The 25282-nt window shown below is 63.3% G+C and carries 20 protein-coding genes and 2 tRNA genes; 10 read left to right on the top strand and 12 right to left on the bottom strand.

Going from position 1 to position 25282, the window contains the following annotated elements; genetic code table 11:
* Window positions 1-42: 42 nt before the first annotated feature.
* Complete coding sequence (locus tag BV82_RS20275; protein ID WP_036996581.1) at window positions 43-594, top strand: glutathione peroxidase; 552 nt, start codon at window positions 43-45, stop codon at window positions 592-594.
* 6 nt (window positions 595-600) lie between these two features.
* Here the strand turns inward: BV82_RS20275 and BV82_RS20270 are convergent, their stop codons facing one another.
* Window positions 601-864, bottom strand: coding sequence for a DUF2798 domain-containing protein (locus BV82_RS20270; RefSeq protein WP_010220336.1), 264 nt, complete (start codon window positions 862-864; stop codon window positions 601-603).
* Window positions 865-981: 117 nt separating this feature from the next.
* Between BV82_RS20270 and BV82_RS20265 the strand changes: the two genes are divergently transcribed.
* Window positions 982-1914 (top strand): LysR family transcriptional regulator, encoded by a 933-nt coding sequence (locus tag BV82_RS20265; RefSeq protein WP_036996580.1) that lies wholly within the window; start codon window positions 982-984, stop codon window positions 1912-1914.
* Window positions 1915-1956: 42 nt separating this feature from the next.
* On the opposite strand, the gene BV82_RS20260 is transcribed toward BV82_RS20265, so the two are convergent.
* From BV82_RS20260 to BV82_RS20250, 3 genes are all read right to left on the bottom strand, one after another.
* Window positions 1957-3237: an OmpP1/FadL family transporter gene (locus BV82_RS20260; protein ID WP_010224274.1), complete on the bottom strand. Its 1281-nt coding sequence runs from the start codon at window positions 3235-3237 to the stop codon at window positions 1957-1959.
* Between the two features lie 146 nt (window positions 3238-3383).
* A complete protein-coding gene (locus tag BV82_RS20255; protein ID WP_010224273.1) occupies window positions 3384-3866 on the bottom strand; it encodes a hypothetical protein in 483 nt (160 codons plus the stop codon).
* Window positions 3867-4235: 369 nt separating this feature from the next.
* Window positions 4236-4460, bottom strand: a complete 225-nt coding sequence (locus BV82_RS20250; protein ID WP_010224272.1) for a hypothetical protein — start codon at window positions 4458-4460, stop codon at window positions 4236-4238.
* A gap of 969 nt (window positions 4461-5429) precedes the next feature.
* Between BV82_RS20250 and BV82_RS20245 the strand changes: the two genes are divergently transcribed.
* Both BV82_RS20245 and BV82_RS20240 read left to right on the top strand, forming a co-directional pair.
* Window positions 5430-5858: a tetratricopeptide repeat protein gene (locus BV82_RS20245; protein ID WP_026001396.1), complete on the top strand. Its 429-nt coding sequence runs from the start codon at window positions 5430-5432 to the stop codon at window positions 5856-5858.
* Window positions 5859-6041: 183 nt separating this feature from the next.
* Window positions 6042-7430, top strand: coding sequence for a DNA recombination protein RmuC (locus BV82_RS20240; RefSeq protein ID WP_162835466.1), 1389 nt, complete (start codon window positions 6042-6044; stop codon window positions 7428-7430).
* Here BV82_RS20240 and BV82_RS20235 read toward each other — a convergent pair.
* The gene (locus tag BV82_RS20235) at window positions 7402-10878 is read right to left on the bottom strand and encodes a PAS domain-containing hybrid sensor histidine kinase/response regulator (RefSeq protein ID WP_036996579.1); all 3477 of its coding nucleotides are present in this window, start codon (window positions 10876-10878) and stop codon (window positions 7402-7404) included. The two genes, BV82_RS20240 and BV82_RS20235, sit on opposite strands and share 29 nt — an antisense overlap.
* A 119-nt stretch (window positions 10879-10997) precedes the next feature.
* Window positions 10998-11543 (bottom strand): TetR/AcrR family transcriptional regulator, encoded by a 546-nt coding sequence (locus BV82_RS20230; RefSeq protein WP_036996578.1) that lies wholly within the window; start codon window positions 11541-11543, stop codon window positions 10998-11000.
* A gap of 91 nt (window positions 11544-11634) precedes the next feature.
* On the opposite strand from BV82_RS20230, the gene BV82_RS20225 reads away from it, so the two are divergent.
* Window positions 11635-12831 (top strand): MFS transporter, encoded by a 1197-nt coding sequence (locus BV82_RS20225; protein ID WP_051636807.1) that lies wholly within the window; start codon window positions 11635-11637, stop codon window positions 12829-12831.
* Here the strand turns inward: BV82_RS20225 and BV82_RS20220 are convergent.
* Entirely contained in the window at window positions 12801-14012 is a 1212-nt protein-coding gene (locus BV82_RS20220; RefSeq protein WP_036996577.1) for an MFS transporter, read from the bottom strand. The two genes, BV82_RS20225 and BV82_RS20220, sit on opposite strands and share 31 nt — an antisense overlap.
* 163 nt (window positions 14013-14175) lie before the next feature.
* On the opposite strand from BV82_RS20220, the gene BV82_RS20215 reads away from it, so the two are divergent.
* Window positions 14176-15321: a TDT family transporter gene (locus BV82_RS20215; protein WP_010224257.1), complete on the top strand. Its 1146-nt coding sequence runs from the start codon at window positions 14176-14178 to the stop codon at window positions 15319-15321.
* Between the two features lie 79 nt (window positions 15322-15400).
* On the top strand, window positions 15401-17281 hold the full coding sequence (locus tag BV82_RS20210) for an MFS transporter (RefSeq protein ID WP_036996576.1): 1881 nt from the start codon (window positions 15401-15403) through the stop codon (window positions 17279-17281).
* Window positions 17282-17296: 15 nt separating this feature from the next.
* On the opposite strand, the gene sugE is transcribed toward BV82_RS20210, so the two are convergent.
* Both sugE and rdgC read right to left on the bottom strand, forming a co-directional pair.
* Entirely contained in the window at window positions 17297-17614 is a 318-nt protein-coding gene (gene sugE, locus BV82_RS20205) for a quaternary ammonium compound efflux SMR transporter SugE (RefSeq protein WP_010224254.1), read from the bottom strand.
* 175 nt (window positions 17615-17789) lie between these two features.
* On the bottom strand, window positions 17790-18710 hold the full coding sequence (rdgC, locus tag BV82_RS20200; protein ID WP_010224252.1) for a recombination-associated protein RdgC: 921 nt from the start codon (window positions 18708-18710) through the stop codon (window positions 17790-17792).
* Between the two features lie 159 nt (window positions 18711-18869).
* On the opposite strand from rdgC, the gene BV82_RS20195 reads away from it, so the two are divergent.
* The 3 genes from BV82_RS20195 to BV82_RS20185 all read left to right on the top strand — a co-directional run bounded on the left by BV82_RS20195 (window position 18870) and on the right by BV82_RS20185 (window position 20887).
* Window positions 18870-18945: transfer RNA gene (locus BV82_RS20195), tRNA-Val, on the top strand.
* Between the two features lie 16 nt (window positions 18946-18961).
* Window positions 18962-19038 (top strand) — tRNA-Asp (locus BV82_RS20190).
* 157 nt (window positions 19039-19195) lie between these two features.
* The gene (locus tag BV82_RS20185; RefSeq protein WP_026001395.1) at window positions 19196-20887 is read left to right on the top strand and encodes a molecular chaperone HscC; all 1692 of its coding nucleotides are present in this window, start codon (window positions 19196-19198) and stop codon (window positions 20885-20887) included.
* Here the strand turns inward: BV82_RS20185 and BV82_RS20180 are convergent.
* The 3 genes from BV82_RS20180 to map all read right to left on the bottom strand — a co-directional run bounded on the left by BV82_RS20180 (window position 20881) and on the right by map (window position 25154).
* Window positions 20881-23571 carry a DUF805 domain-containing protein gene (locus tag BV82_RS20180; RefSeq protein ID WP_036996574.1) on the bottom strand — a complete coding sequence of 897 codons (2691 nt, stop codon included), beginning with the start codon at window positions 23569-23571 and terminating at the stop codon, window positions 20881-20883. The genes BV82_RS20185 and BV82_RS20180 overlap by 7 nt on opposite strands.
* Window positions 23568-24266, bottom strand: coding sequence for a DUF1266 domain-containing protein (locus BV82_RS20175; protein ID WP_010224245.1), 699 nt, complete (start codon window positions 24264-24266; stop codon window positions 23568-23570). Before BV82_RS20175 ends, BV82_RS20180 begins: the two co-directional genes overlap by 4 nt.
* A gap of 99 nt (window positions 24267-24365) precedes the next feature.
* Window positions 24366-25154 carry a type I methionyl aminopeptidase gene (gene map, locus BV82_RS20170; protein WP_010224243.1) on the bottom strand — a complete coding sequence of 263 codons (789 nt, stop codon included), beginning with the start codon at window positions 25152-25154 and terminating at the stop codon, window positions 24366-24368.
* Window positions 25155-25282: the final 128 nt, after the last annotated feature.

Raw genomic sequence — 25282 nt, 5'->3', positions numbered from 1 at the left:
GAGTACTCTGATTTCTCCAGGTCCGTTTCAAGGAGAAAAAAGATGCGCACACGCTGGATGTTGGTTCCACTGTTGACCCTGGCCGCCGCTGCCAATGCCCTGGCCGGCGAGTGCCCGGCGCTGCTCGACGGCACGCTGCCGGAGCTGCGCGGCAAGGAGCAGATCAACCTCTGTGAGCGCTTTGCCGGCAAACCGCTGGTGGTGGTCAATACTGCCAGCTATTGCGGCTTCGCCCCGCAGTTCAAAGGGCTGGAGAGCATCTATCAGCAATACCACGGGCAGGGTCTGGAAATGCTCGGGGTGCCGTCCAACGACTTCAAGCAGGAAGACGCCGACGCCGAGAAGACCGCCAAGGTCTGTTACGCCAACTATGGCGTGACGTTCACCATGACCCAGGCCCAGCCGGTGCGCGGCAGTGATGCCACGCCACTGTTCAAGGCGCTGGCTGTGCAGAGCAGCGCGCCGAAGTGGAATTTCTACAAGTACGTGATCGACCGCCAGGGCAAGGTGGTGGCTAACTTCTCCAGCCGAACCAAGCCGGATGATCCGGCGTTCAAGGCGGCGATCGAGAAGGCCATCGCTTCCCAGCCCTGAGCTGCCTCAGTGGCTGGCGTGCACGGTCCAGGCCACCAGCTTGAGCACGATCGGGCGCACCACCAGTACGCAGGCGAAGGCCACCGGCATGGCCAGTTGGTAGGCCCTGAGCACGTTGCCCAGGTACTGCTCGTCGATGCCGGCGTTGGCGGCGGTAATCACAAAGCACATCAGCAGGGCCATGATCGCCGACATGTAGAAGGCGAACACGTAAGGGGTGGCGCGAACGCCGAGCTTGCGTCGGCTGCGGACGCTGGTCTGGGTCGTCATGCGGACTCCGTTGGCAGTGGATGAGGGCGCAGCCTAACAAGGCTGCCTGTGGCCGGGGTAGACGCCTCGGACTTAGGTCTTTATAAAGAAGATCTTACGAATTCCCGGAAGCCTGTCATGAACCTGCTCGGTTCGATCAAGAGTTTCATCAAGGTTGTCGAAGCCGGCAGCATTGCCGGTGGCGCTCGTAGCCTGGGCCTGAGTGCCGCCGCCGTGAGCCAGAATATCGCCCGCCTGGAAGCCCACCTGCAGGTGCGCCTGCTCGCGCGTACTACCCGTAGCATGGCCCTGACCCCCAGTGGCAGCCTGTACTACGACAAGGTCAAACACATTGAGCGCGACCTCGAGCAGGCGCAGCAGGCGGTCACCACCCCGGATTGCGAGCCCAAAGGGCGCTTGTGCATCGCTTCGTCCTCGGCGTTCGGCCGTCACGTACTGGCACCGTTGATTCCGGCGTTCAGCGCGCGCTATCCGCAGCTTTCAATTGAGTTGGTTACGAATGATCGGCGCGTCAACCACGTTCAGGAAGGTGTCGATGTCAGTCTGCGAATCCAGCCGCAACTTGAAGATGGCCTGCTGGCCCGGCACATCGCCCGGGTGCCGTTCATTTGCTGTGCGTCGCCGGGTTACCTGGCGGCAGCCGGTTGGCCGCAATCGCCAGAGCAACTCAAGGAGCATCGCTGCCTGGTGTTCCGCTACCCGGTGGACGGTCGTTTTCTGCGCTGGGGTTTTGTCCGCGAAGGGCTGCGCTTCGATGCCGAGTTCGACAAGGTGCTGATCAGCGATGACATCGATGTGCTGACCCAGATGGCCGTGCAGGATGGCGGCATTGCCCGCCTGGCCGAGTTTGTCGCCCGGCCCTTGCTCGAGCGCGGCCAGCTGGTGGCGTTGTTCGAATATTCGCAATCGGCCAGGGCCTATGCCCAGACCGAGCCGATGGACGTCTACCTGTGCGTGGCCGACCGCTTTGCCATGACGGCCAAGGTGCGGCTGTTCATGGACTACTTACAGGGCCGCCTGGCCCACCTCTGGCCTTGCGAGCAAGCATGAAAAAACCGCCAGGATTGGCGGTTTTCTGCGACGTGGAATGAATCAGAAGCGGTAGGTGAGCGATGCTCCCAGGCCGTGAGCGCTGTTTTCGTACTTGGCGTTGTAGGAGCCTTTGAAGTGCGCCGGGTCGGTAGGCGAAGTGTTCTGGCGAACCTTGACGTCTTCTTCCATCAGGTAGGAGTAGGCGATGTCGACAGTCATGTCGTCGTTCGGGCTCCAACCTGCACCGAGGCTGAACACCTTGCGGTCGCCTGTAGGGATGCGTGGCGAGCGGTTGGTATTGTTGGTCGGCGACTGGTCGACGCTGAAGCCGGCGCGCAGGGTCCATTCCTTGTTCAGCTTGTAAGCTGCGCCAATGGCGTGAGCCCAGGTATCGTGCCAGTTCTGTTCTTCGCTGATCTGCCCCAGGGCAGGTGCCAGGGGGGCAGGAACACCTTCGTTGTTGACGGTGATGGCTTCCAGGCGGCTCCAGCGCGTCCAGGTGCTACCGACATAAAGTGTCCAGTTGGCATCCAGCTCGTGAGTGACGGAGAAGTCGACCGATTCCGGCGTTTTGATCTTCAACGAGGCATCAAACTTGCTGCCGCTCAGTGGGCCAAAGCCGGAGCCGCTGATTTTGGTGTCACCCTCGAGCTTGTAGTCGACCATCGAGTGGTAGGTCAGGCCTACGCGGGTGCTGTCGGTTGCCTGTACCAGCACGCCGATGTTGTAGCCGATGGCGGTGTCATCACCGGAGATCTTGACCTTGCCGTCATTTCTGCCCAGGGAGGTGCGGTTCAGCGAGGCGGATTCCAGGGTGCCGTCGATACGGTTGATAGTCGGACCGAAACCGATCGAGACCTTGTCGTTGAAGGCGTAGCTGATGGTTGGCTGCAGGGTGATGACCTGGACTTCGCTGTTGCTGCCGAAGTAGCGGCCGGCAAAGCCGCTTTCATAGTCGGTTACCAGGCCGAACGGCACGTACATGCCGATACCGAAGGCCCAATGGTCATCGATAGGTTTGACGTAATAGCCCATCGGCACACCGACGACCGGAACCATGTCGCCGTCGTTGCTGCCACCGAAGGTGCCGCTGCCGCTGATATCGGACTTGGCGATGAGAGCGGCACCACCGACGGTGACTTGCTCGCGTTTCAGGCGCGACATGCCGGCGGGGTTGCCGAAAACGGTGCTGGCATCATCGGCAGAAGAAGAGCGACCCGCGAAACCTGTGCCCATGCCGCTGACGCTTTGTTCGTTGAGGGCGAAGCCGCTGGCGAACAGTTGAGTCGAGGCGAGAGTGACGGCGAGGCTGAGAGAGGTTTTGAGCATGACTTTTTTCATTATTAGAACTCCTTGGGATCTCCGGGGCGAAAACTACCAACATTTCGCCCGCAGCGCTATAGGCTGTATCGCAGGAGATAGAGCGGTTTTGTAGGACAATCCTACCAAGATGGCGGGAATTTTCCGATTTTGGGAAGCAGTGACTCTCAGCAGGCCTGAAGAGTCACAGGGGCGACGCAGGTTTGCCAGGCGCTGGTGAAATCGCGCAGGCGACCCTGGGGTTGGAAGGTTTGTCGCCAGATGCGTGCCAGGCCCAGTAAATCGTCGGCGGCGGGTAGTTCGGGGGCCTGTTCTTCGATCAGCATCCAGGCGATGGCGGTGGCGTAGCGCAGGTTGACGGTCAGTTCCAGGTGCGGGCCGCTGAGAAAGGCATGCTGGCTGGCCAGGCCGCGGACCAGGCTGGCAAGGTCCGGGTCGCGGGCCAGGAACTGGTCCCAGAGGCTTTGGTGGCGCAGTTCGCCGATGCGGTACAGGCCGTGGCCGCGGCGGTCGTGCAGGGCCGAGCCGAGGGCCGACTGGCTGGCGGCGACACCGAGCAGCAGGGCTTCGGCGCTGGCGCAGTGACGGCCCAGATAAACCAGGGTTGGACGAATGACAAATTGGCTCAACTCGCTCGCGGCGATACCCATGATGCCCTCGAACTTGAAATTGACCGGCGGACGCTGGAGCTTGGCAGCTGGTGAGTCGGTCTGGCCCGCCGGAAGCGGCCTTTGCCGCTTGAGTTGAAGTCTAGTGTCATATTCGTGCTGTAAAGGCCTGTTTTTAAAACATTTACGGCTTTTAGTTATAAATCATATGCCGTGTGGCGATTAGTGATTCGCACTAAAGGATGGCCAAATTCCTGTGGGAGCTGGCTTGCCAGCGATGGCCGCAACACGTTAGCCAGGGCTGCCCTCATCGCTGGCAAGCCAGCTCCTACAGGGGGATTCGGCAGATTTACCAGGCATAAAAAAGCCCCGCCAGAGGGCGGGGCTTGAGCGTTTGCAGCATCGTGCGGATCAGGCCACCAGGGCCTGACGGGTGCGCTCGATGACGGCCTGCAGCGGCTCGGCTTCGGAGTATTGCTCCGGGTACAGGCGCTCGCTGTGACGGGCAATGCCGTGCTCGTTGACCAGGGTGAAGCTGAAGCCGCCTTTGCGCGACGCCAGGATCAAGCAGTTCAGAGGGGCAAATGCCTGGGAAAGGGTGCGAATGGCAGCCTGAGTATGGATAGAGTGATTCATAGTTATTAGATGTTCCTGCAATAGACACGGTTTTGATCCGTGCACATATAAAACGTTCCAGTAACGCAGGCATTTAAGCCGGTGCGAAGAACCTGACTGGAACAGGGCAGCCAGTTTTGGGCGCATTTATCATGTGGCGCTGGGGCTGACTGGTAGGTACGTCAGAGGACAGGCAACACACCAGGGTCGGGTTCAATGCCGCTGGGTGAGGATCCTGATCAATCTGCAGGTTGGCTCGGTCAGAGTAAGAAGTGATTTACCTGGGGAGCCATCGAGTGGGCCGGTCCTGGTTTCAACAGGCCTGTCCGAAGTGAGGGGCAGGGCACTGTAAGGACTGCTTTGGCCAGAATTGACTTTCAGCTTGGTACTAACGGCGGCAAGACTACAGGAGTCTGCCGGTCTTGGCAAGCTTTGTAAGTTTTCGTCTGGCGAGCCGGCCAGTATGTCGCGTTCCTGGCTCGCTGTGAAGTGCTATTTCACCACCTTTCCAGCGCTGTAAGGCAGGGAACGTGCCAATTTCGTGCAGGGAAATGCCTCGCTTCGGGGCGGTTGTGCACACATGGGGCAGCCGCTGTTACAGCTCTGCAACAACGCGGCAGGTGGCTGCCAATGACTTGGCCGTTGCCTTAAGTCAATGAAAAAAAACACTTATTTTAGCTGGTGAAAAAATCGACAGTTTGACTGGAAGCCCCATTTCATAGGGGTTTGCGGGGTGGTTTAGGGGGTTGTCCACCGAGTTATCCACAGCTTCTGTGGATTGTCCCTAGCGCTTGCTCTAGGACGGGCGTGCCAGCTTTTTAGCCGGTGTCCGACAATCCTTCGGCAGTCTTCTGCCAGGGACAAAATGCCCGCCCTGACGTCAAGAAAAAACGCTGAAATATTTTGAAAAAAAGTGCAAAAAAGCACCGGGCCATTGTCAGAGAAATGGAGTAGAGTGGCGCGCCTCTCGAGTTGCCTTCGCTGTTTTTTATGAAGTTTCGCTCCAAAACCCTCGTTGCTCCTGCTGCCCAACCGCCCCTGCCCGAGCCCAAGCGCTTCTCCTTGAAGGTTGCCTTGTGGTTGCTCGACAGCCCGCGCCTGGGTGACAACCCCAACGTCAAGCACTTCGCCGGGCGCCTGCTCAAGCAGCCGGCGCGCCAGGGTGTGGTGGTCGCCCAGAGCCGCCTGGGGCAGATGCTCTGCCGTGACTGCGGCAATGCCCGCGACCGGCGTATCGGCCATGAACTGCTGCGCCAGGCCGCGCGGGCCGGTGACCGCCGGGCGCAGCTCGAGTACGGCCGCCTGTGTGCCCAGGGGCAATTGAATGAGCCGGCCCAGGGCCGTTACTGGCTGGAACAGGCGGCGGCCCAGGGCTCGCAGGAAGCCGTGCGCCTGCTCAGGCAATTGCCTGACGCCTGAGTGCGGCGCGCAGGCCCAAGGCTGATAAGCTGAGCCGTTGATCGTTGGCCGAGGGAGATCGGGGTGGCTATGGCAGTGGATCTGACCAGTATTCTGCTGGGTATCGTGGTGGCGGCCGTGCCGTGCCTGACGCTGGTGCTGCAGGTGCAGCGGCGCCTGAGTGCGCGCCAGGCGCAAGCAGCCTTGCTCGAGGAGCGCCTGAGCAACGTGCAACTGGCCCAGGAAGGCCTGCTCGCCCAACTGGATGCCAGTCGCGACGAAATCAGCGACCTGGGCCAGGCCAACGCCGCCAAGCAGGCTACCCTGGCTGCCCAGGCCCGTGAGCTTGAGCTGTTGCAGATCGATCGCGACAACGCTCGCGACGCCGCGCACGCCTGGCAGCTCGAACGCGCTGCCCGCGAAGCCGAATTGCGTCGCCTGGATGCCCACAGCGCAGCCCTGAGCGCCGAGCTGCGTGAACAACAGGAAAGCCATCAGCAACGCCTCGACGACCTGCAGGGCTCGCGTGACGAGTTGCGCGCGCAATTCGCCGAAATGGCCACGAAGATCTTCGATGAGCGCGAGCAGCGCTTCGCCCAGACCAGCCAGCAACACCTGGGGCAGTTGCTCGACCCGCTCAAGGAGCGCATCCAGGCCTTCGAAAAACGCGTGGAAGACAGCTACCAGCAGGAAGCCCGCGAGCGCTTCTCGCTGGCCAAGGAGCTGGAGCGCCTGCAGCAGCTCAACCTGCGCCTGAGCGATGAAGCCACCAACCTGACCCAGGCGCTCAAGGGCCAGAAGACCCAGGGTAACTGGGGCGAGCTGATTCTGGAGCGGGTCCTGGAGCACGCCGGGCTTGAGAAAGGCCGCGAGTACCAGACCCAGGTCAGCCTCAAGAGCGCCGACGGCGAGCGCTTCCAGCCCGACGTGCTGATCATGCTGCCGGGCGACAAGCAAGTGGTGGTCGACTCCAAGGTCAGCCTCACCGCTTACCAGCAGTATGTTGCCGCCGATGACAGCGAGATCGCTCAGGCCGCGCTCAAGCAGCATGTGCTGTCGCTGCGCAATCACGTCAAAGGCTTGTCCGGCAAGGACTACAATCGCCTCGAAGGGCTGCACAGCCTGGATTTCGTTTTGCTCTTCGTGCCCATCGAAGCCGCGTTTTCGGCGGCCTTGCAGGCTGAACCGAATCTGTTCCAGGAAGCCTTCGACCGCCAGATCGTGATCGTCAGCCCGACCACGTTGCTGGCCACCTTGCGGGTTATCGACAGCCTGTGGAAGCAGGAACGCCAGAGCCAGAACGCCCGGGAAATCGCCGAGCGCGCCGGCTGGCTGTATGACAAGTTCGTGTTGTTCATCCAGGACCTGGACGAGCTGGGCAACCGCCTGCAGCAGGTCGACAAAGCCTACAGCGCGGCGCGCAACAAGCTCTGCGAAGGCCGTGGCAACCTGATCAGCCGCAGCGAACAGCTCAAGCTGCTCGGCGCCCGGGCCAGCAAGAGCCTGCCTGCCGAGCTGCTCGAACGGGCCATGAGCGAAGGCGACCCACTGGCCGCCAGCGCCCTTACTGGGCCAGGCTCAGATGCCGATTGAGCAGGGCGCGCAGGGCCGCCGGCTTGACCGGCTTGGCCAGGTAGTCGAGGCCGGCGGCATGCACCTGGGCGACCATCTCGCTGCGCCCGTCGGCGCTGATCACCACGCCAGGTACCGGCTCGCCGAGGCGGGTGCGTAGCCAGGCCATCAGTTCGGTGCCGATCTCGCCGTCGTCCAGGTGATAGTCGACCAGCGCCAGGTGCGGGCGCAGGCCGTTTGCAAGCAGGGCATCGCATTCTGCGCGGTTGCGCGCGGTGGACACCTGGCAACCCCAGCGGCTGAGCAGGCTGTTCATGCCGATGAGAATGCTGTCTTCGTTGTCGACGCACAGCACCTGCAGGCCCGCCAGTGGCTGCCCGGCCTGTTCGGCGGGGCTGGCCAGCGCTACCGCCGGCGCCGTGGCCAGTGGCACGCTGACGCGGAACACGCTGCCCTTGCCCGGCCAGGAGCGCACCTCAAGCGGATGCCCGAGCACTTTGCACAAGCCGTCGGCGATTGCCAGGCCCAGGCCCAGGCCTTTTTCCGCGCGGGTCTGGTGGCTGTCCAGGCGTTTGAACTCCTCGAAAATCACCTGCAGCTTGTCATCGGCGATGCCGCTGCCACGGTCCCAGACCTCCAGCCACAACCGTCCTTGCTGGCGGCGCACACCCAGCAGGATCGGGCTCTTGCCGTAGCGGAAGGCGTTGGTGAGGAAGTTCTGCAAAATTCGCCGTAGCAGTTTCATGTCGCTCTGCACCCGCAGGCGGCTGCCGCGCAGGCGAAAATCCAGGCCTTGCTGCTGGGCCAGGACCTTGAATTCGGCGCCGAGGGTGTCGAACAGCTCGTTGAGGGCAAAAGGCTTGGCGTCGGGAGTGATCTTGCCGTTCTCCAGGCGCGAGATGTCCAGCAGGTCGCTGATCAGCTCTTCGGCCGAGCGCAGCGAGCTGTCCATGTGCTGGACCAGTTGCTGGGCGTCGGCCGACAAGCCATCGCCCTGATGCGACAGCGCCGCCGAGAACAACCGCGCGGCGTTCAGCGGCTGCATCAGGTCGTGGCTGACCGCAGCCAGGAAGCGAGTCTTGGACTGGTTGGCGGCTTCGGCGTGGCTCTTGGCTTCGGTCAGTGCCTGGTTCAGTTGCGACAGTTCATGGGTGCGTTCGGCCACCCGTTGTTCGAGGCTTTCGTTGGCACCCTTGAGGGCCTGTTCGGCTTCGCGGAACGGGGTGATGTCGGTAAAACTCATGACAAAGCCACCGCCGGGCATCGGGTTACCGATCAGCTCGATCACCCGGCCATTGGGGAACAGGCGTTCTGAGGTGTGCGCGCGGCCCTGGCGCATCCAGTGCAGGCGCCTTGCCACGTGCACCTGGGCCTCGCCCGGGCCGCACAGGCCGCGCTCGGCGTTGTAGCGGATGATGTCGGCAATCGGCCGGCCGACGCTGATCAGCCCGTCGGGGTAGTTGAACAACTCCAGGTAGCGGCGGTTCCAGGCCACCAGGCGCAGCGACTGGTCGACCACGCTGATGCCCTGGCTGATGTTCTCGATCGCCCCTTGCAGCAAGGCGCGGTTGAACTGCAGCACTTCCGAGGCTTCGTCGGCGATACGCACCACATCCTCAAGCTGCATGTCGCGGCCTTCGATGGCCGCCTTGACCACCGCGCGGGTCGAGGAGGTGCCCAGTACGCCGGCGAGCAGGCGCTCGGTGTGTTCGATCCAGTCGCCGTCGGCGTTCTGGTTGGGGTTGAAGCCCTTGCCCTGGCGGTAGGCAAAGCGGATGAAGCTTTGCCGGGCGCGCTCTTCGCCGACAAAGCGTGCGGCCAGGTGCAGCAGGTCGTCGATCTGCACCGCCAGCAGCGAACGGCTGCTCGGCCGTGCGCTGGTCTGCTGGCCGATGAAGCGCCCGGCTTGCCAGTGCTCGGACACCCGGGTTCGCGAGAGGATCGACACCCAGGCGAACAGGGTGAAGTTACCCGCCAGCGACAGCACCACGCCCTGGGTCAGCGGGGTGATCGGCAGGTTCAACGGGTTGCCGTGCAGCCAGGCCAGGCCCGGGAACAGCGTCAGCGACCAGCCCAGGCTGTGGGCGGCAATCGGCAGCACCAGGGTGTAGAACCACAGGAACACCCCGGCGGCCAGGCCGGCGAACACGCCGCGGCGGTTGGCCTGCTTCCAGTACAGGGCGCCGAGCATGGCCGGGGTCAATTGGGTCACGGCGGCAAAGGCCACCTGGCCGATGGTCGCAAGGCTTGCGGTGGAGCCGAGCAGGCGGTAGCTGACGTAGGCCAGCAGGAGGATGACGACGATGGTCACCCGGCGCACCGAGAGCATCCAGTGGCGGAAGGCTTCGAACGGCCGCTCGGCGTTGTTGCGGCGCAGCAGCCAGGGCAGCAGCATGTCGTTGGAGACCATGGTCGACAGCGCCACGGCTTCGACGATGACCATGCCGGTGGCCGCCGAAGCGCCGCCGATAAAGGCCAGCAGCGCCAGCGCCGGATGGGCTTCGGCCAGCGGCAGGCTGATGACGAAGGAGTCCGGTAGCACCGAACCTGGCAGCAGCATCTGCCCGGCCAGGGCGATCGGTACCACGAACAGTGCGGCGAGGATCAGGTACATCGGGAACACCCAGCGTGCCAGGCGCAAGTCCTGGGGCTCGATGTTCTCTACCACGGTGACGTGGAACTGGCGCGGCAGGCAGATGATCGCCATCATCGCCACGCCGGTCTGCACGATCATCGACGGCCAGTTGATGGTCTCGTTCCAGAAGCCTTCCAGGCGCGGCGCCAGTTGCGCCTTGCTGAACAGGTCGTCGAAGCCGTCGAACAGGCCGAAGGTGACAAAGGCGCCGACGGCGAGGAAGGCCAGCAGCTTGACCAGGGATTCAAAGGCAATCGCCAGGACCATGCCGCGGTGGTGTTCGGTGACATCCAGGCTGCGCGTACCGAAGACGATGGAGAACAGCGCCAGCACCAGCGACACCACCAGCGCGGTGTCCTGCACGCGGCTGCCGGTGGCATCGGCGCCAGCCCCGATCAACAGGTTGACGCCGAGCACGATGCCCTTGAGCTGCAGGGCGATGTAGGGCAGCACGCCGATCAGGCAGATCAGCGCCACCACCACCGCCAAACTCTGGGATTTGCCGTAGCGCGCGGCGATGAAGTCGGCGATCGAGGTGATGTTTTCCTGTTTGCTGATCAGCACCATCTTCTGCAGCACCCAGGGGGCGAACAGCAGTAGCAATACAGGGCCCAGATAGATCGGCAGGAATGCCCAGAGTTGTTCGGCGGCCTGGCCGACGGCGCCGAAGAAGGTCCAGCTGGTGCAGTACACCGCCAGTGACAGGCTGTACACCCAGGCACGCAGGCGCGGCGGCAGCGGCGTGCTGCGGCGGTCGCCGTAGAAGGCGATGGCGAACATGATGGCCATATAGGCCAGGGCGACCACGGCGATCAGCCCACTGGACAGCGACATGACAACTCCGAAGCAAAAGGGTGATTCAGCCCGACAGCGAACCTCGATCAATCAGTCTGGCACGCCGCAGAGGCTTCGTCAGCGCCGACGATGGTCGCAGTGGCAGAGCGTCGCAGGCCTTAGCCGGGCAAGGCCAGGTCAAGCAGGCAGTAGAGCTGTTCCAGGGTTGGCGGGGCTTCGGCGAACAAGGTGCGGTAGACGGTCGGCGCGACGAGCAAATCGAGCAGGCGCTCGATGTCCGGCAAGGCCTCGCCGCGCGCCTGGGCACGATCGAGAATGACCTGCAGCTGCCCGCGCAGGATATGGGTGCAGTAACCCGGGCAGGCGCTGCTGAGTACGTCGCGCATCAGGTTGCGGCCTGGCTCGGAGGTGATTTCGTCGAGGTATTGCTCGGTCCAGGCGCGCAGGTCGGCGCGCAGCTCGCCGGTGTCGAGCGGTGCAACGTCGGGCAGCACACGCTCGACGGCGACATCGGCCAGCAAGGCTGCCAGTTCGCCCCAGCGCCGGTAGATGGTCGACGGGGTGACGCCGGCGCGGGCGGCAATCTGGGGAACAGTCAGGCTCGCCCGGTCCTGCTCCTGGAGCAACGTGCGTACGGCCGCATGGACTGATTGCTGCACACGGGCACTGCGGCCGCCCGTGCGGATACCTTCTTTGATCGCCATGGGCCAAACCTTAACACAAAGGGTTTGCGTTAAGGCTGGAGGGCGCGCACACTGCACTAAAGCTAATCGTTAGCTTTTATTGGGAGTGCTGATGGTTTTTGAATCCATACCCCCGGGCGCCCGGGGTTTTCGCCTGGTGTACCTGGCCGTTGCTTTGCTGGGCTTTCTCGCCGCCTCCAGTGCGCCGACGCCGTTGTACCATCTGTATCAACAGGCCTGGCAGTTCTCGGCGGCGACGTTGACGCTGATCTTTGCCGTCTATGCCCTGAGCCTGCTGGCGGCGCTGCTGACGGTCGGCTCGTTGTCGGATTACCTTGGCCGCCGGCCTTTGATCCTTGCGGCCTTGCTCCTGGAAATCGGCGCCATGGGCCTGTTCATCGTCGCCGACAGCGTCGCCTGGTTGCTCGCTGCGCGGGTGTTGCAGGGCTTTGCCACCGGCATGGCCACCAGCGTGCTGGGGGCGGCCTTGCTCGATACCGATCGCCACCAGGGGCCGCTGGTCAACAGCCTGGCGCCGTTACTGGGTATGGCCTGCGGTGCGCTGGGGACCAGCCTGTTGGTCGAATATGCTGCATGGCCATTGCGCTTGGCCTACTGGCTGCTGCTGGGCTTGTTTGCCGTGCTGACCCTGTTGCTGCTGCGCCTGCCGGAAAGCGTCAGCCGCCAGCGCGGAGCCTGGGCGTCCCTGCAGCCGGCCTTGAGCGTGCCGGTGCAAGCCCGTCGCGCCCTGTGGCGGATGTTGCCAGTGGATATCGCGGTGTGGGCGTTGGGTGGATTCTTTCTGTCGCTGGCACCGTCGCTGGTGCGCGAAACCACGGGGTCCACCTCCAACCTTACCGGTGGGGCGCTGGTCGCCGCGCTGACGTTGAGCGGCGCGGCGGCAATCTTCAGCCTGCGCCAGCAACCGGCACTACGCGTTCTGCGTCTGGGCACGGTGCTGCTGGCCAGTGGTGTGGCGCTGATTTTGCTGGCGCTGCACAGTGCTGCGCTGGGTTTGTTCTTCATCGCCACGCTGGTGGCCGGCAGTGGCTTCGGCGCCGGTTTTCTCGGTGCCTTGCGCAGCACCCTGCCACTGGCCGAAGCTCACGAGCGGGCCGGGTTGATGTCGACCTTCTATGTGCTCAGTTACCTGGCGTTTTGCCTGCCGGCCTTGTTGGCCGGCTTTATGGTTCGCCACTTTGGCCTGATCGCGACTAGCCAGGTGTATGCCCTGGGCTTGTTGGCCCTGTGTCTGCTGGCCGCGTTCGGCCTGTTCGGTCAGCGTTCGGCCGCCACCTGTTCGGCTTGAGGTGCGGCAGGGCGGGCCCCCAGGTAATAGAACAGCGCTGCCAGCAGCACCGAAAAAATCAACAGGTAAAAGGTCGCCACCGGCACCAGGTGCGCCAGGGCAAAGCCGCAGATCACCGGGCCCAGCGCCGCGCCGAGGTTGGACAGGTTCTGCGCGCCGTAGTACACGCCACGCAGATGCTCCGGGGCAATGCTGTCGATGAACATGTACTCGGCGGGGATGACAATGATCTCGCCGAGGGTGAACACCAGCATCGCCAGGCACCAGACCAGCAGCGACTGGGCCAGCGAGAAACCCAGCAGGCCGACCAGGAACAGCGCCATGCCGGCGATCAGCCAGGGCATCAGCTGGCGGCTGCTGATGCGCCGGCCAATCACATACTGCAAGGCAATCACCGTCACCGCGTTGGTGGCCACCAGGTAGCTGATGTAGCGCGCCGCCTCGCTGGCGCTGCTGGTTACCACCAGGTACTGCGACAGGTAGGCGGTGAACTGGCCGAACACCACCGCGCTGAGGGCTCCGCCGAGGGTGAAGCAGATCAGCCGGCGGTCTTTCACCAGCTGCACGCCGACACTGAGAAACCCGGCCTGTTCGTTGCCTTCGACCCGCGCCCGCGCCGCGCGCTCGCCCCAGCGCCGGTAGCTCAGGCACATGGCCAGGCCGAGCAGCGCCGAGAGCAAAAACGGCAAGTGATCATCCAGCAGCACCAGCGCCACGCCGACGAAGGGGCCGACCGCGTAGGCGACGTTGCTGAGGGTGTACTTGATCGAGAACACCTCGCTGCGCTCCTCCAGCGGCAGCAGCGCGCAGAAGCCGGCCTTGGCGGCAATGTCCACCACTGCCAGGGCCAGGTTGATCAGCACCAGGCAGAGGAAGAACAGGCTGAGTTCGCGGCTGACCACCGCGCCAATGAAGGCCAGGGTAAAGGTCAGGGTCGCGGCGATGATCACCGTGTAGCTGCGCAGGGTATCGATCAGGTAGCCGCCGTACAGGCTCAGCAATGAGGCGACGATCAGTGCGCCGCCGATCATCAGGCCGATGCCGCTGATGTCCAGGGCGAAGTTCTGTGCAAGGTAGACCACCAGGTAGGGCAGGGTGATCGCCCGGGCCAGGGTCAGGATGAAGGTGGTCGCCAGTAGCAGGCGAACCTGCGCCGAGTAGCTTTTGATAGCGGTGAGCATTGTTAACCACGTCCTTGTTGTTATCGGTGCTGAGCATACGCGTTGGGCGAGGTAATCTGTATATCTGTAAAACCGATAACAGATAGAGAAAATACCCGTTATATAGATATATTTTTCAGGCATAAGATGAGCTCAACCTCACCGGAGGACAGGAGAATCCATCATGCCTTGCAGCCAAACCCGCACCTCGCCGTTACGCCCGCTGAGCCAGCTGGCGCACCCGCGCGAAGTGATTCGTCAGTTCACCCCCAACTGGTTCGCCGCGACCATGGGCACCGGCGTGCTCGCCCTGGCCCTGGCGCAGGTTGATGTACCAGGCCTGCGCGGCCTGGCCGAATCCCTGTGGTTGCTGACCATCGGCCTGTTCGTGCTGTTTACCTTGCTGTACACCGCGCGCTGGGTGCTGTTCTTTGACGAAGCGCGGCGGATCTTCGCCCATTCCACCGTATCGATGTTCTTTGGCACCATCCCCATGGGGCTGGCGACCATTCTCAACGGTTGCCTGGTGTTCGGCATCAATCGCTGGGGCGAAGGCATCCTGCCCTGGGTCGAGGCGCTGTGGTGGTTCGACGTCGGCCTGGCGCTGCTGTGCGGCGTGGCCATTCCCTACCTGATGTTCACCCGCCAGGAACACAGCATCGACCAGATGACCGCGGTATGGTTGCTGCCGGTGGTGGCGGCTGAAGTTGCCGCCGCCAGTGGCGGCCTGTTGGCGCCGCACCTGGTGGATGCGCACACGCAGTTTCAGGTGCTGATCACCAGCTATGTGCTGTGGGCGGTGTCGTTGCCGGTGGCGTTCAGCATCCTCACCATCCTCATGCTGCGCATGGCCCTGCACAAGCTGCCGCAGGCCAACATGGCGGCGTCGAGCTGGCTGGCCCTGGGGCCGATCGGTACCGGTGCCCTGGGCATGCTTCTGCTCGGCGCCGATGCCCCGGCGATTTTCGCCGCCAATGGCCTCGGCAGCCTCGGTGAAATCGCCCGTGGCCTGGGCCTGATTGCCGGGATCGTGCTGTGGGGCGCGGGCCTGTGGTGGTTGCTTACCGCAGTGCTGATCACCCTGCGCTACATCCGCCATGGCATGCCGTTCAACCTCGGCTGGTGGGGCTTTACCTTCCCGCTGGGGGTGTACACCCTGGCCACCCTGAAACTGGCGGCCTGGCTGGGCCTGGGTTTCTTCCATGAGCTGGGCATGCTGCTGGTGGTGGCCCTGGCCACACTGTGGCTGCTGGTCACCGCCCTGACCCTGCGCGGCGCCTGGCATGGCGAGCTGTTCGTGTCGCCGTGCATTGCCGGCCTGAACAAGTAGATTGCATTTACCTGGGTGTTTGTGGCTTTGTGCGGCCTGCGCGTATCCAATAACAAAGCCTCACTCAGGTACACGGACGATGAGTCAATCTTCACAATTCAGCCTGCTTGGCAAACGGCGCTTTTTGCCGTTCTTCGTCACCCAGTCGCTGGGTGCGTTCAACGACAACCTGTTCAAGCAGTCGGTCATCCTGCTGTTTCTCTACAAGATCGCCAGCCCCCACGGCCAGGACACTGCCATCTGGGTCAACGCCTGCGCCTTGATGTTCATCCTGCCGTTCTTCCTGTTCTCGGCGCTGGCCGGGCAGTTCGGTGAGAAGTACGCCAAGGACGCGCTGATCCGCGTGATCAAGCTGGCCGAGATCGCGATCATGGCGGTCGGTGCCATTGGCATCATGACCCAGATACCCTTGCTGATGCTCCTGGCGTTGTTCGGCATGGGCACCCACTCGGCCATGTTCGGCCCGGTGAAGTACTCGATCATGCCCCAGGCCCTGCGCGAGGAAGAGCTGGTCGGCGGCAACGGCCTGGTGGAAATGGGCACCTTCCTGGCGATCCTCGCCGGTACTATTTGTGCCGGGGTACTGATGTCCAGCGCCGATTACGGCGTCTGGGCGTCATCGGCGGTGGTGCTGGTGGCGCTGCTGGGCTACCTGGCCAGTCGTGGCATTCCGCGCGCCGCAGCTTCTACGCCGGAGCTGAAAATCAACTGGAACATCGCCAACCAGACCCTGGCCACCCTGCGCATGGGCCTCAAGCAGACGCCTGCGGTGTCGCGCTCGATCGTCGGCAACTCGTGGTTCTGGTTCATTGGCGCGGTATACCTGACGCAAATCCCCGGTTACGCCCAGCAATGGCTGCACGGCGACGAGACCGTGGTGACCCTGATCCTTACCCTGTTCTCGGTGGGCATCGCCGTCGGTTCGCTGTTGTGCGAGCGCATGAGCGGGCACAAGGTGGAAATCGGCCTGGTGCCGTTCGGCTCCTTCGGCCTGAGCCTGTTCGGCCTGCTCTGGTGGTGGCACTCCGGCGAGATCCCGCCGGCGGCCGCGCCGTACGACTGGCTGGCGGTACTGGGCATCGCCCAGGCCTGGTGGGTGCTGGGGTCGATTCTCGGCCTGGGTGTGTTCGGCGGCTTCTATATCGTGCCGCTGTATGCACTGATCCAGTCGCGCACCCCGCAAGACCAGCGTTCGCGGGTGATTGCCGCCAACAACATCCTTAACGCACTGTTCATGGTGGTCTCGGCGATCTTCAGCGTGGTGCTGCTGAGCTTTTTGGAACTGAGCATTCCGCAGCTGTTCCTGGTGGTGTCGCTGCTCAACATCGCGGTGAATTTCTATATCTTCCGCATCGTCCCCGAGTTCACCATGCGTTTCATGATCTGGCTGCTCAGCCATTCCATGTACCGCGTCGAGCACCGTGACCTGCAGCAGATTCCTGATCAGGGCGCAGCACTGTTGGTCTGCAACCACGTGTCGTTCGTCGATGCGTTGCTGATCGGTGGCGCGGTGCGCCGGCCGATTCGCTTTGTCATGTACTACAAGATCTACCGCTTGCCGGTGCTCAACTTCATCTTCCGTACCGCCGGGGCGATTCCGATTGCCGGGCGCAGTGAAGATATCGAGACCTACGAGCGGGCGTTCAAGCAGATTGCCGCTTACCTGGCTGACGGTGAACTGGTGTGCATCTTCCCCGAGGGCAAGCTGACCAGCGACGGTGAAATCGACGAGTTCAAGGGCGGCCTCAGCCGGATCATCGAGCAGACACCGGTGCCAGTGATTCCGATGGCGTTGCAGGGCCTGTGGGGGAGTTTCTTCAGCCGCGATCCGGCCAAGGGCTTCTTTCGCCGCTTGTGGTCGCGGGTGACCCTGGTGGCCGGTTCTGCCGTCCCGGTGGAAGCGGCAGAGCCGGCAATGCTGCGTGAGCGGGTCAGCGCACTGCGCGGCGACTCACTCTGAAGCGGCGGGGCAGGGTCAGCTGGTGCTGACCTTGAGCCCGACCAGGCCGCAGATGATCAGCGCCACGCTGACCAGCCGTACCAGGGCCATGGATTCACCGAACAGGATGATCCCGGCGATCACCGTGCCGACTGCGCCGACGCCGGTCCAGATTGCGTAGGCAGTGCCCAGCGGCAGTTCTTTCATGGCCAGGCCCAGCAGGCCGAGGCTGATGACCATCGCGGCAACGGTCAGTACGGTGGGCAGGGGGCGGGAAAAGCCGTCGGTGTACTTCAGACCGACGGCCCAGCCGACTTCGAACAGGCCGGCGAAAAACAGGATGATCCAGGACATGCAGAGTCTCCATCAAGTGATGGGGCCGTCCCCGGAATGGTCACGCGGTGCGTCGTGAGGCCGTCCTCACAGGGGGCATAAGCTATCAGCTGCAAGCGACAAGCTGCAAGCAAAGGCAGCGCGTGTGGCTGTTGCTCTTTCTTGCAGCTTGAAGCTTGCAGCTTGCAGCTTGAAGTCAGATCCCCTGCGGGATTTCTTCTCCTCCCAACGCCTCGAACAGCGCCGGCAGGAACTCGCCAAAGGTCAGCATCATCAGGGTGAAGCTGGCATCGAGCTGGCCCAGGGCCTCGTCGCCGCCGTCTTCTTCAGCCTGGTCCTGCAGCAGCTCTTCAAAGCGCAGGCGCTTGATGACCATCTTGTCGTCGAGCACGAACGACAGTTTGTCCTGCCAGGCCAGCGACAGTTGCGTCACGACCTTACCGGTGCCCAGGTGCAACTGGATCTCGTCGCTGGTCAGGTCCTGGCGCTTGCAACGGACGATGCCGCCGTCTTCGTGGGTGTCGCGCAGCTCGCACTCATCCAGTACATAGAAGTCAGGCGCGGCCTGCTGGGTCTTGACCCAGTCGGTCATGGTCGCGCTCGGGGCGATCTTCACGGTCACCGGGCGCACCGGCAGCGAGCCGATGACTTCACGCAGGGTCGACAGCAGGTCTTCGGCACGCTTGGCGCTGGCCGAATTGACCAGGATCAGGCCTTGCTTGGGGGCGATGGCGGCGAAGATCATCGAGCGACGAATAAAGGCGCGCGGCAGGAAGGCCTGGATGATCTCGTCCTTGATCTGGTCGCGCTCCTTCTTATAGACCTTGCGCATCTGCTCGGCTTCGATCTCGTCGATCTTCTCCTTGACCGCATCGCGCACCACGCTGCCCGGCAGAATGCGTTCTTCTTTACGTGCGGCGATCAGCAGGAAGTCACCGCTGACATGCACCAGCGGTGCGTCTTCACCTTTGCCGAACGGGGCGATGAAGCCATAAGTGGTCAACTCCTGGCTGGCGCATGGGCGAGCCGGCTTGCTGGCCAGAGCGGTTTCCAGTGCCTCGGGGTCGAACGGGATGTCCTGGGTCAGGCGGTAGGTCAGCAGGTTTTTGAACCACATGGGGTGAATCTCTCCTCAACACATAAGGAGGGCATTATTCTCCGAGCGGGCGCTTCAGGCCAAGTCCGCTAAGTCTTTGGAACGCCTGAAAATTTTTTTTAAAAAAGTACTTGCCAGAGTGTGCGGTGCTCCGTAGAATGCGCGCCACACCGAGACGAAGGGTGATTAGCTCAGCCGGGAGAGCATCTGCCTTACAAGCAGAGGGTCGGCGGTTCGATCCCGTCATCACCCACCACTTCTCAGTGTATCGCGCAGCGGTAGTTCAGTCGGTTAGAATACCGGCCTGTCACGCCGGGGGTCGCGGGTTCGAGTCCCGTCCGCTGCGCCATATTTAGCTTCCAGGGCCCACTGAACACCCGGAAGCCACAAAGAAAGCGACCTTAGGGTCGCTTTTTTTGTTTCTGGAATTCGTCCAGAATCCACCAGTACGCTGGGACGCTACTGTTTTCTCCGTGCCAGCCCCACTTCTGAGCAAGAGATCGAACATGCAGGATGCAAGCACTTCCCCGGCGCCAATGCTGGGTATCGACCTGGGTACCACCAACAGCCTGGTGGCGGTCTGGCAAGATGGCCGGGCACAACTGATTCCCAATGCCCTCGGCGACGTGCTCACTCCTTCGGTGGTCAGCCTCGACGAAGACGGCAGCATCCTGGTCGGCAAGGCTGCGCGCTCGCGCCTGACCACCCACCCGCAACGTACCGCAGCCGCCTTCAAACGCTTCATGGGCAGCGAAAAAAAGATCACGCTCGGTGACCAGACCTTCAGCCCCGAAGAACTGTCGGCGCTGGTGCTCGGCTCGCTCAAGGCCGATGCCGAAGCTTTTCTCGGCTGCCCGATCAGCGAAGCGGTGATTTCCGTGCCGGCTTACTTCAGCGACGAGCAGCGCAAGCGCACCAGCTTTGCCGCCGAGCTTGCCGGGCTGAAAGTCCAGCGCCTGATCAACGAACCGACGGCTGCGGCCATGGCTTACGGCCTGCACGAGCAGAAGTTCGAGCGCACGCTGATCTTCGATCTTGGCGGCGGCACGTTTGACGTCACGGTGCTGGAGTACGCGCTACCGCTGATCGAGGTGCATGCCTCGACCGGCGACAACTTCCTCGGTGGCGAAGACTTTACCGCCGCCTTGCTGCAGGCCTGCCTGCAGGGCTGGCAACTCAAGCCCGCGATGCTTGCACCCCAGGCCCTGGCCAGCCTTGCCGATGCCATCGAGCAGCTCAAGTGCAAACTGGGCGAGGGCGAGCAGCACTTGAGCTGGAACGGTGACGGCGTCAGCCGCCAGTGGTCGCTGGATGAAGCCCGTGCGCAGAAGATCTGGGCGCCTTTGCTGGCGCGGATTCGTGCGCCGATCGAGCAGGCCCTGCGCGATGCGCGCCTGCGCGCCAGTGACCTCGACAGCCTGGTGCTGGTCGGCGGTGCCACGCGCATGCCGGTGATCCAGCAGATGGTCTCGACCCTGTTCGGCCGCCTGCCTTACCGTCACCTCGACCCGGACACCATCGTTGCCCTCGGCGCCGCCACCCAGGCGGCGTGCAAGGCGCGCGATTCGGCGATCGAAGAGCTGATCCTCACCGATGTCTGCCCCTACACCCTGGGTATCGCCGCAGTGGATGGTGAATACCAGAGCGAGATCTTTGCGCCGATCATCGACCGCAATACCGTGATTCCGACTTCACGGATCAAGCCGTTCTATAGCACCCACATTGAACAGAAAATGATCAGCATCCGGGTCTATCAGGGCGAGCGACCGAGTGTCGAGGACAACATCTTTGTCGATTCCTTCAAGGTCCCGCTGACGCCAAACGGCAAGCTCCAGCGCCTGGACGTGCGTTTTAGCTACGACATCAACGGCCTGCTGGAAGTCGATGTCACCTTGCCGGGTACTGGCGAGCAGTTCAGCCACGTGATCGATCGCAGCCCTACCGGGCTGGATGAAGAAGCGCGCCAAGCCAGCCATGCGCGCCTTGCAGGGCTGAAGATCCACCCGCGCGACGCATTGCCCAACCGGACCTTGCTGGCCCGCCTGGAGCGCGCCTGGTCGCAGACCCTGGGCGATGACCGCGACTTGATCGGTGACTGGCTCAAGGAGTTCAGCGCGATCCTGGCCGGCCAGCATTCGACGGAGATCGCCAACGCTCGCCAGCGCCTCATCGAGGCGCTGGACGAACTGCGTTACTGACCGTTGAGCCGCCGCAGGGCGGCTTGCAGGCCACTGTCCAGGCTGTCCTGTGGCTGATGGACGGGCGGCACACCGTAGCGGTTGGGCAGCGGTTCGCCTGGCAGTATCAGCAGCACCAACGGCAAGAAGTGCAGGAACGGGAGCAGCATCGCGAAGATGATCATCGTCGGGATGCCCCGGCCAATATCGTGCAGACGGCGCAGGGTGGCACTGCCGAGCAGGCCGAAGAACAACAGGCCGAAGAAGGCTTGCCCGAGCGAAGTGCTGGCCGTCAGGGTGAGGATCGGCCCGAGCAAGACGCTGCCGACCACCTGTACGCCATAGCCCTTGCGACCCAGGCGGCTGCCCAGTTTCCATAGGTGCGAGGCCGGTACCGGCTGGCTGCCGGTATTGGCCAGCAGCAGACGCTCAGACCACGACAGCAATGCCGTCAGTGCTGCGCGAATGCCGGCGTCCATGCCCGGGTAATCCTTGCCGCGCTGCAGCTCCTTGAGCACCTTGGCCCGCGGTACCCCGGCGCTGCCGTAGCGTGCCAGGTTCTTGAGGGCGTCGAGCATGCTGTAGAACAGCGTGCTGTTGATCAGCTCGTCTTCTTCCAGCACCTTGCGTGGCGGGCGCACCGGTTCGCCCTTGATCAGGCCGCTGCGAAACGGTTCGAACCAGGCATCCGGGCAGGTCAGGGTGGAGATGCGCCGCAGCAGGCTGCCATGCTGCTCGGCGCTCAGGCTCGGGTCGTGATAGAGGATGCCGCACAGCACCATCATGCCCAGCACGTCATCGTCAAACGCGTGCGGGTCGTGCTCCAGGCAGGCATACAGTTGCAGGTTGCTGGGCAGCTTGGCGCTGTCCAGGGCTTGTTGCACGGTGAGCAGGCGCTGGCTGATAAAGTGCTGCAGCGGATCGTTGTCGTCCAGCCAGCCCAGCAGGCCATTGACGTTGCCTTGCTGGCTCTGCAGGCGTAGCAGCAACTGCTGCAACCCGGCGAACGGATGGCCAGGCGCATACGGCAGGCTTGCCAGCAGTTGCGTCGGCACCATCGCCAGCCAACGCTCGGGTTCATCGATCAGGGCGAGCATGAACAGGTTCTGCCGGTGCCAGGTCCACAGGCCGTCATCGGCAGGCGGGCGCGGCAGCTCGATACCGGCCTCGGCCAGTTCCGAAAGCAGCTGCACGCCATAGGGCTCGGGCATCAGGTTGCCCGGCTTGATCAGCTCGGTGAGCTTGGGCAGGGTTGCGGCCGGGTAGCTGCGCACCCGCCGCAGCCAGTCGCGGGCCACCGGCGAGCCGCTGTCTTCGCGCAGCACCTCGGGCAGTTGCGGGTGCGCCGAAGGGCTGTTGATGAAGGCGGTCAGGGCCAGGGCCAGCGGCGACTGGTTGAGCCAGCGCAACTGTTGCTCGGCCTGGTACTTGAAGCCTTCGAGGATCAGGATCTCCAGCGGATCATCGCCCAGCGGTTCGTCCAGGATTTGCCGCAGCAGGCCGCTGTCACCGCGGGTCAGTGCCCAGGCGTGGCGGTACAGGCGCTGCAACTGGCGGTCCGGCTGATCGTCGAGCAGCCAGGCCAGCAGCGGCAGTTCATCTTTGCCGTCCAGGCGCCATTTGACGAAAATCCCGGCGATACCTTCGTGCTCGTTACGCGCGGCTTCGAACAAGCGCGTCACGGTTTCCGGGCGTTGCGACGGGCTGCCCCAGGTCTGCCCTGGATCGTTCAGGTCTTGCGGCCATTCGTATACCGGATCCAGGCGATCCATGGCCAGGATCAGCAGCGGCAGGCGCTGCGGCTGTTGCTTGGCGTACAGGTTCAGCAACCAGCGGGCGGCTTCCGGGTACTGGTGTTCGCGCCACAGGCGGGTCCAGCACTGGCGGGCCAGCTCTACCTGGCCGGTGTCGCTGGCCTGGCAGGCGAGCATATACAGCAGGTCGATATCGTCCGGCGCCTGGCGTTGTTGCTCGGCGATCAAGGCAAAGAAGCAGGTGTTGCCGATGCCGGCCTGGCACAGCTGTGCCAGCAGGCGCTGGATATAGGCCTGGTCATCCGGGAACGGCATGCAGGTGTGCAGGGTGGCGAAGCTCTCGAATTCGAACAGCGGCCGGTTATGGTAGAAGTAATCCAGGTTCCTGGCGAACCACAGGGCTTCGACCTGCGCTTCGGCCGACCAGTGTTTCATCACGCGGGTGTCGAACGGGTCTGGCTCGCTGATACTTTCGAGGAATTCGTCGGCCTGGCGCGGATCCTCCAGACGCAGCACTTCGTTTTCCCAGCCCAGGTGAGTGGCCATCAGCTGCACGCAGGCGTGCGACAACGGGCCGGCCTCCATCAGGTTGTACAAAAGGTGCCAGCTGATCTGTTCCTGGTCACCCAGGCTCAAGCTGCTGAAACCATCGATGAAGGCCTGCCAGGCCGGCGGATCGAAGCGTCGGGTCGGGTCGGCGAGCAGCTTGGCGAAGTCCGCCATGGTCTGTTCGATCAGTGTATTGCGCGCAGGCACCGGATCGTTGTGCTCAAGGTCCTCATCCTGCTCGTCGCGGGCCAGGCGCAGGGCGTGCTCATAGGCCTCGCGCAGGGCCTGGAAACCTTGCGGGTCGGTTTCCGGGTGGTGCTGCGGCAACAACGCGCGGTAAGCGCCGCGGATGACATCGGGATCGTTGGTCGGCTCGATGCCCAGGCGAATCCAGCAGCTCATGACCAGCAATCCTTTGGCAGGGTGTCGGGGCATTCAGGCAGGTTTAGCGGCAGGTCCCAAGGAATGTTGGCGAAAAAGTCCAGGGCGTTTTGGCTCAGGTTCATCATGATGCAACGGTTCCAGTGTTCGCTGCCCTGGCGTTCCAGGTTCTGGGCCAGTTCCTCGTCGCTGCTGCTGGAGCAGTTCCACAGCGCCCTGCCAAACAGGTAACCGGCCAGGTAGCGGTCCCAGTCGTTGTAGTAGTGGCGTGCACGCAGGGCCAGGCGGCCGTGCAGCCAGAGGCTTTCATCGAGGCTGACGTAGCCCTTGCGCAGGCCGGCACGCAGCAGGTAGCTCATGCGCCCGATGTCCCAGGCGCGTACGCCGCCTTGGCCGCAGTCGGCGAGAGTGCGCAGGGCGAATTGGTACTGGATGCGTTGGCGTGGGCTCAACAGCTCAAGCACCTGCTGCCATTCGCTGGGCAGGCAGCGCGCGGCTTGCCAGTAGGCGTCCTTGACCTGCTGGGCGTGGCCAGTGTCGGCCATGGTGAGGATTTTAAGCAGCTCCTGGCGATTGCTGATGCCCCACCACTTTTTCAGGTCGGCCTCGTCTTCCACGTCGGTTTCGAAGTAGGTCGCCGCGGTGTAGCTGGCGCCGTTGAGGGCGACCATGGGCGCGGAAAGGGCGTACAGCCAGTGCTGCTCGATTTCTTCCATGAAAAAGCTCCGGGGCCGGTAGAGGAGTGTGCGGGTGCCGGCCGTAATGGCGCGGATTGTAGAGAGCCGCGCGGTGCGCGGCAAACCGGATTCGCTGCGTTAAGCGCTGGCCAGCATGGCGCGCTCTTCTTCGCGCAGGGTCAGCACTTCAAAACCGTCGGCGGTGACGGCGATGGTGTGTTCCCATTGCGCCGACAGGCTGCGGTCGCGGGTGATCACCGTCCAGCCGTCCTTGAGGGTGCGCACGCCACGTCCGCCCTGGTTGATCATCGGCTCGATGGTGAACACCATGCCGGGCTTGAGCGGCAGGCCGCTGCCCGGGTGGCCGTAGTGCAACACTTCGGGCGCCTCGTGCATCTGCCGGCCGATGCCGTGGCCGCAGTACTCACGCACCACGTTGTAGCCAGCGGCTTCGGCGTGGCGCTGGATGGCGTGGCCGATATCGCCCAGGGTCGCGCCGGGGCGCACATGGCGAATGCCTTGCCAGAGCGCGGCATAGGTGGTGTCGACCAGTCGCCGGGCGGCGGCATCGATCTGTCCCAGGCAGTACATCTTCGACGAGTCGGCAATGTAGCCGCCTTGCTCCAGGGTGATGTCGACGTTGACGATGGAGCCGGCCTTGAGCACCTCGTCGGCGTGCGGCACGCCGTGGCACACCACGTGGTCGACCGAGGTGTTCAGCGAATAGGCAAAGCCGTACTGGCCCTTGCTCGCCGGTCGCGCCTTGAGCACATCGACGATGAACGCCTCGGCCCGGTCGTTGATCTGCAGGGTGCTGACCCCGGGGGCGATGAAATTGTCGAGGTGGGCGAACACCTGGCTCAGCAACTGGCCGGCAGTGCGCATCAGGGCCAGCTGTTCGGCGTTTTTCAGGACCACTTGGCTCATGGGGGAAGGTATTTCGTCTCTTTGAATGTACGCCAATGATACGGCCACGCCTGCTGGCTGTGCCATCCGATGGTGCAAGCGGGCCCAATGCGGTGCAGCCTGGCAGCCGCCGGTGAGTGCCCGAGCCC

It is taken from the genome of Pseudomonas donghuensis (genome assembly GCF_000696345.2).
In the GTDB taxonomy this organism is placed as follows: domain Bacteria; phylum Pseudomonadota; class Gammaproteobacteria; order Pseudomonadales; family Pseudomonadaceae; genus Aquipseudomonas; species Aquipseudomonas donghuensis.
This window is presented reverse-complemented; position numbering and strand designations above follow the sequence as displayed.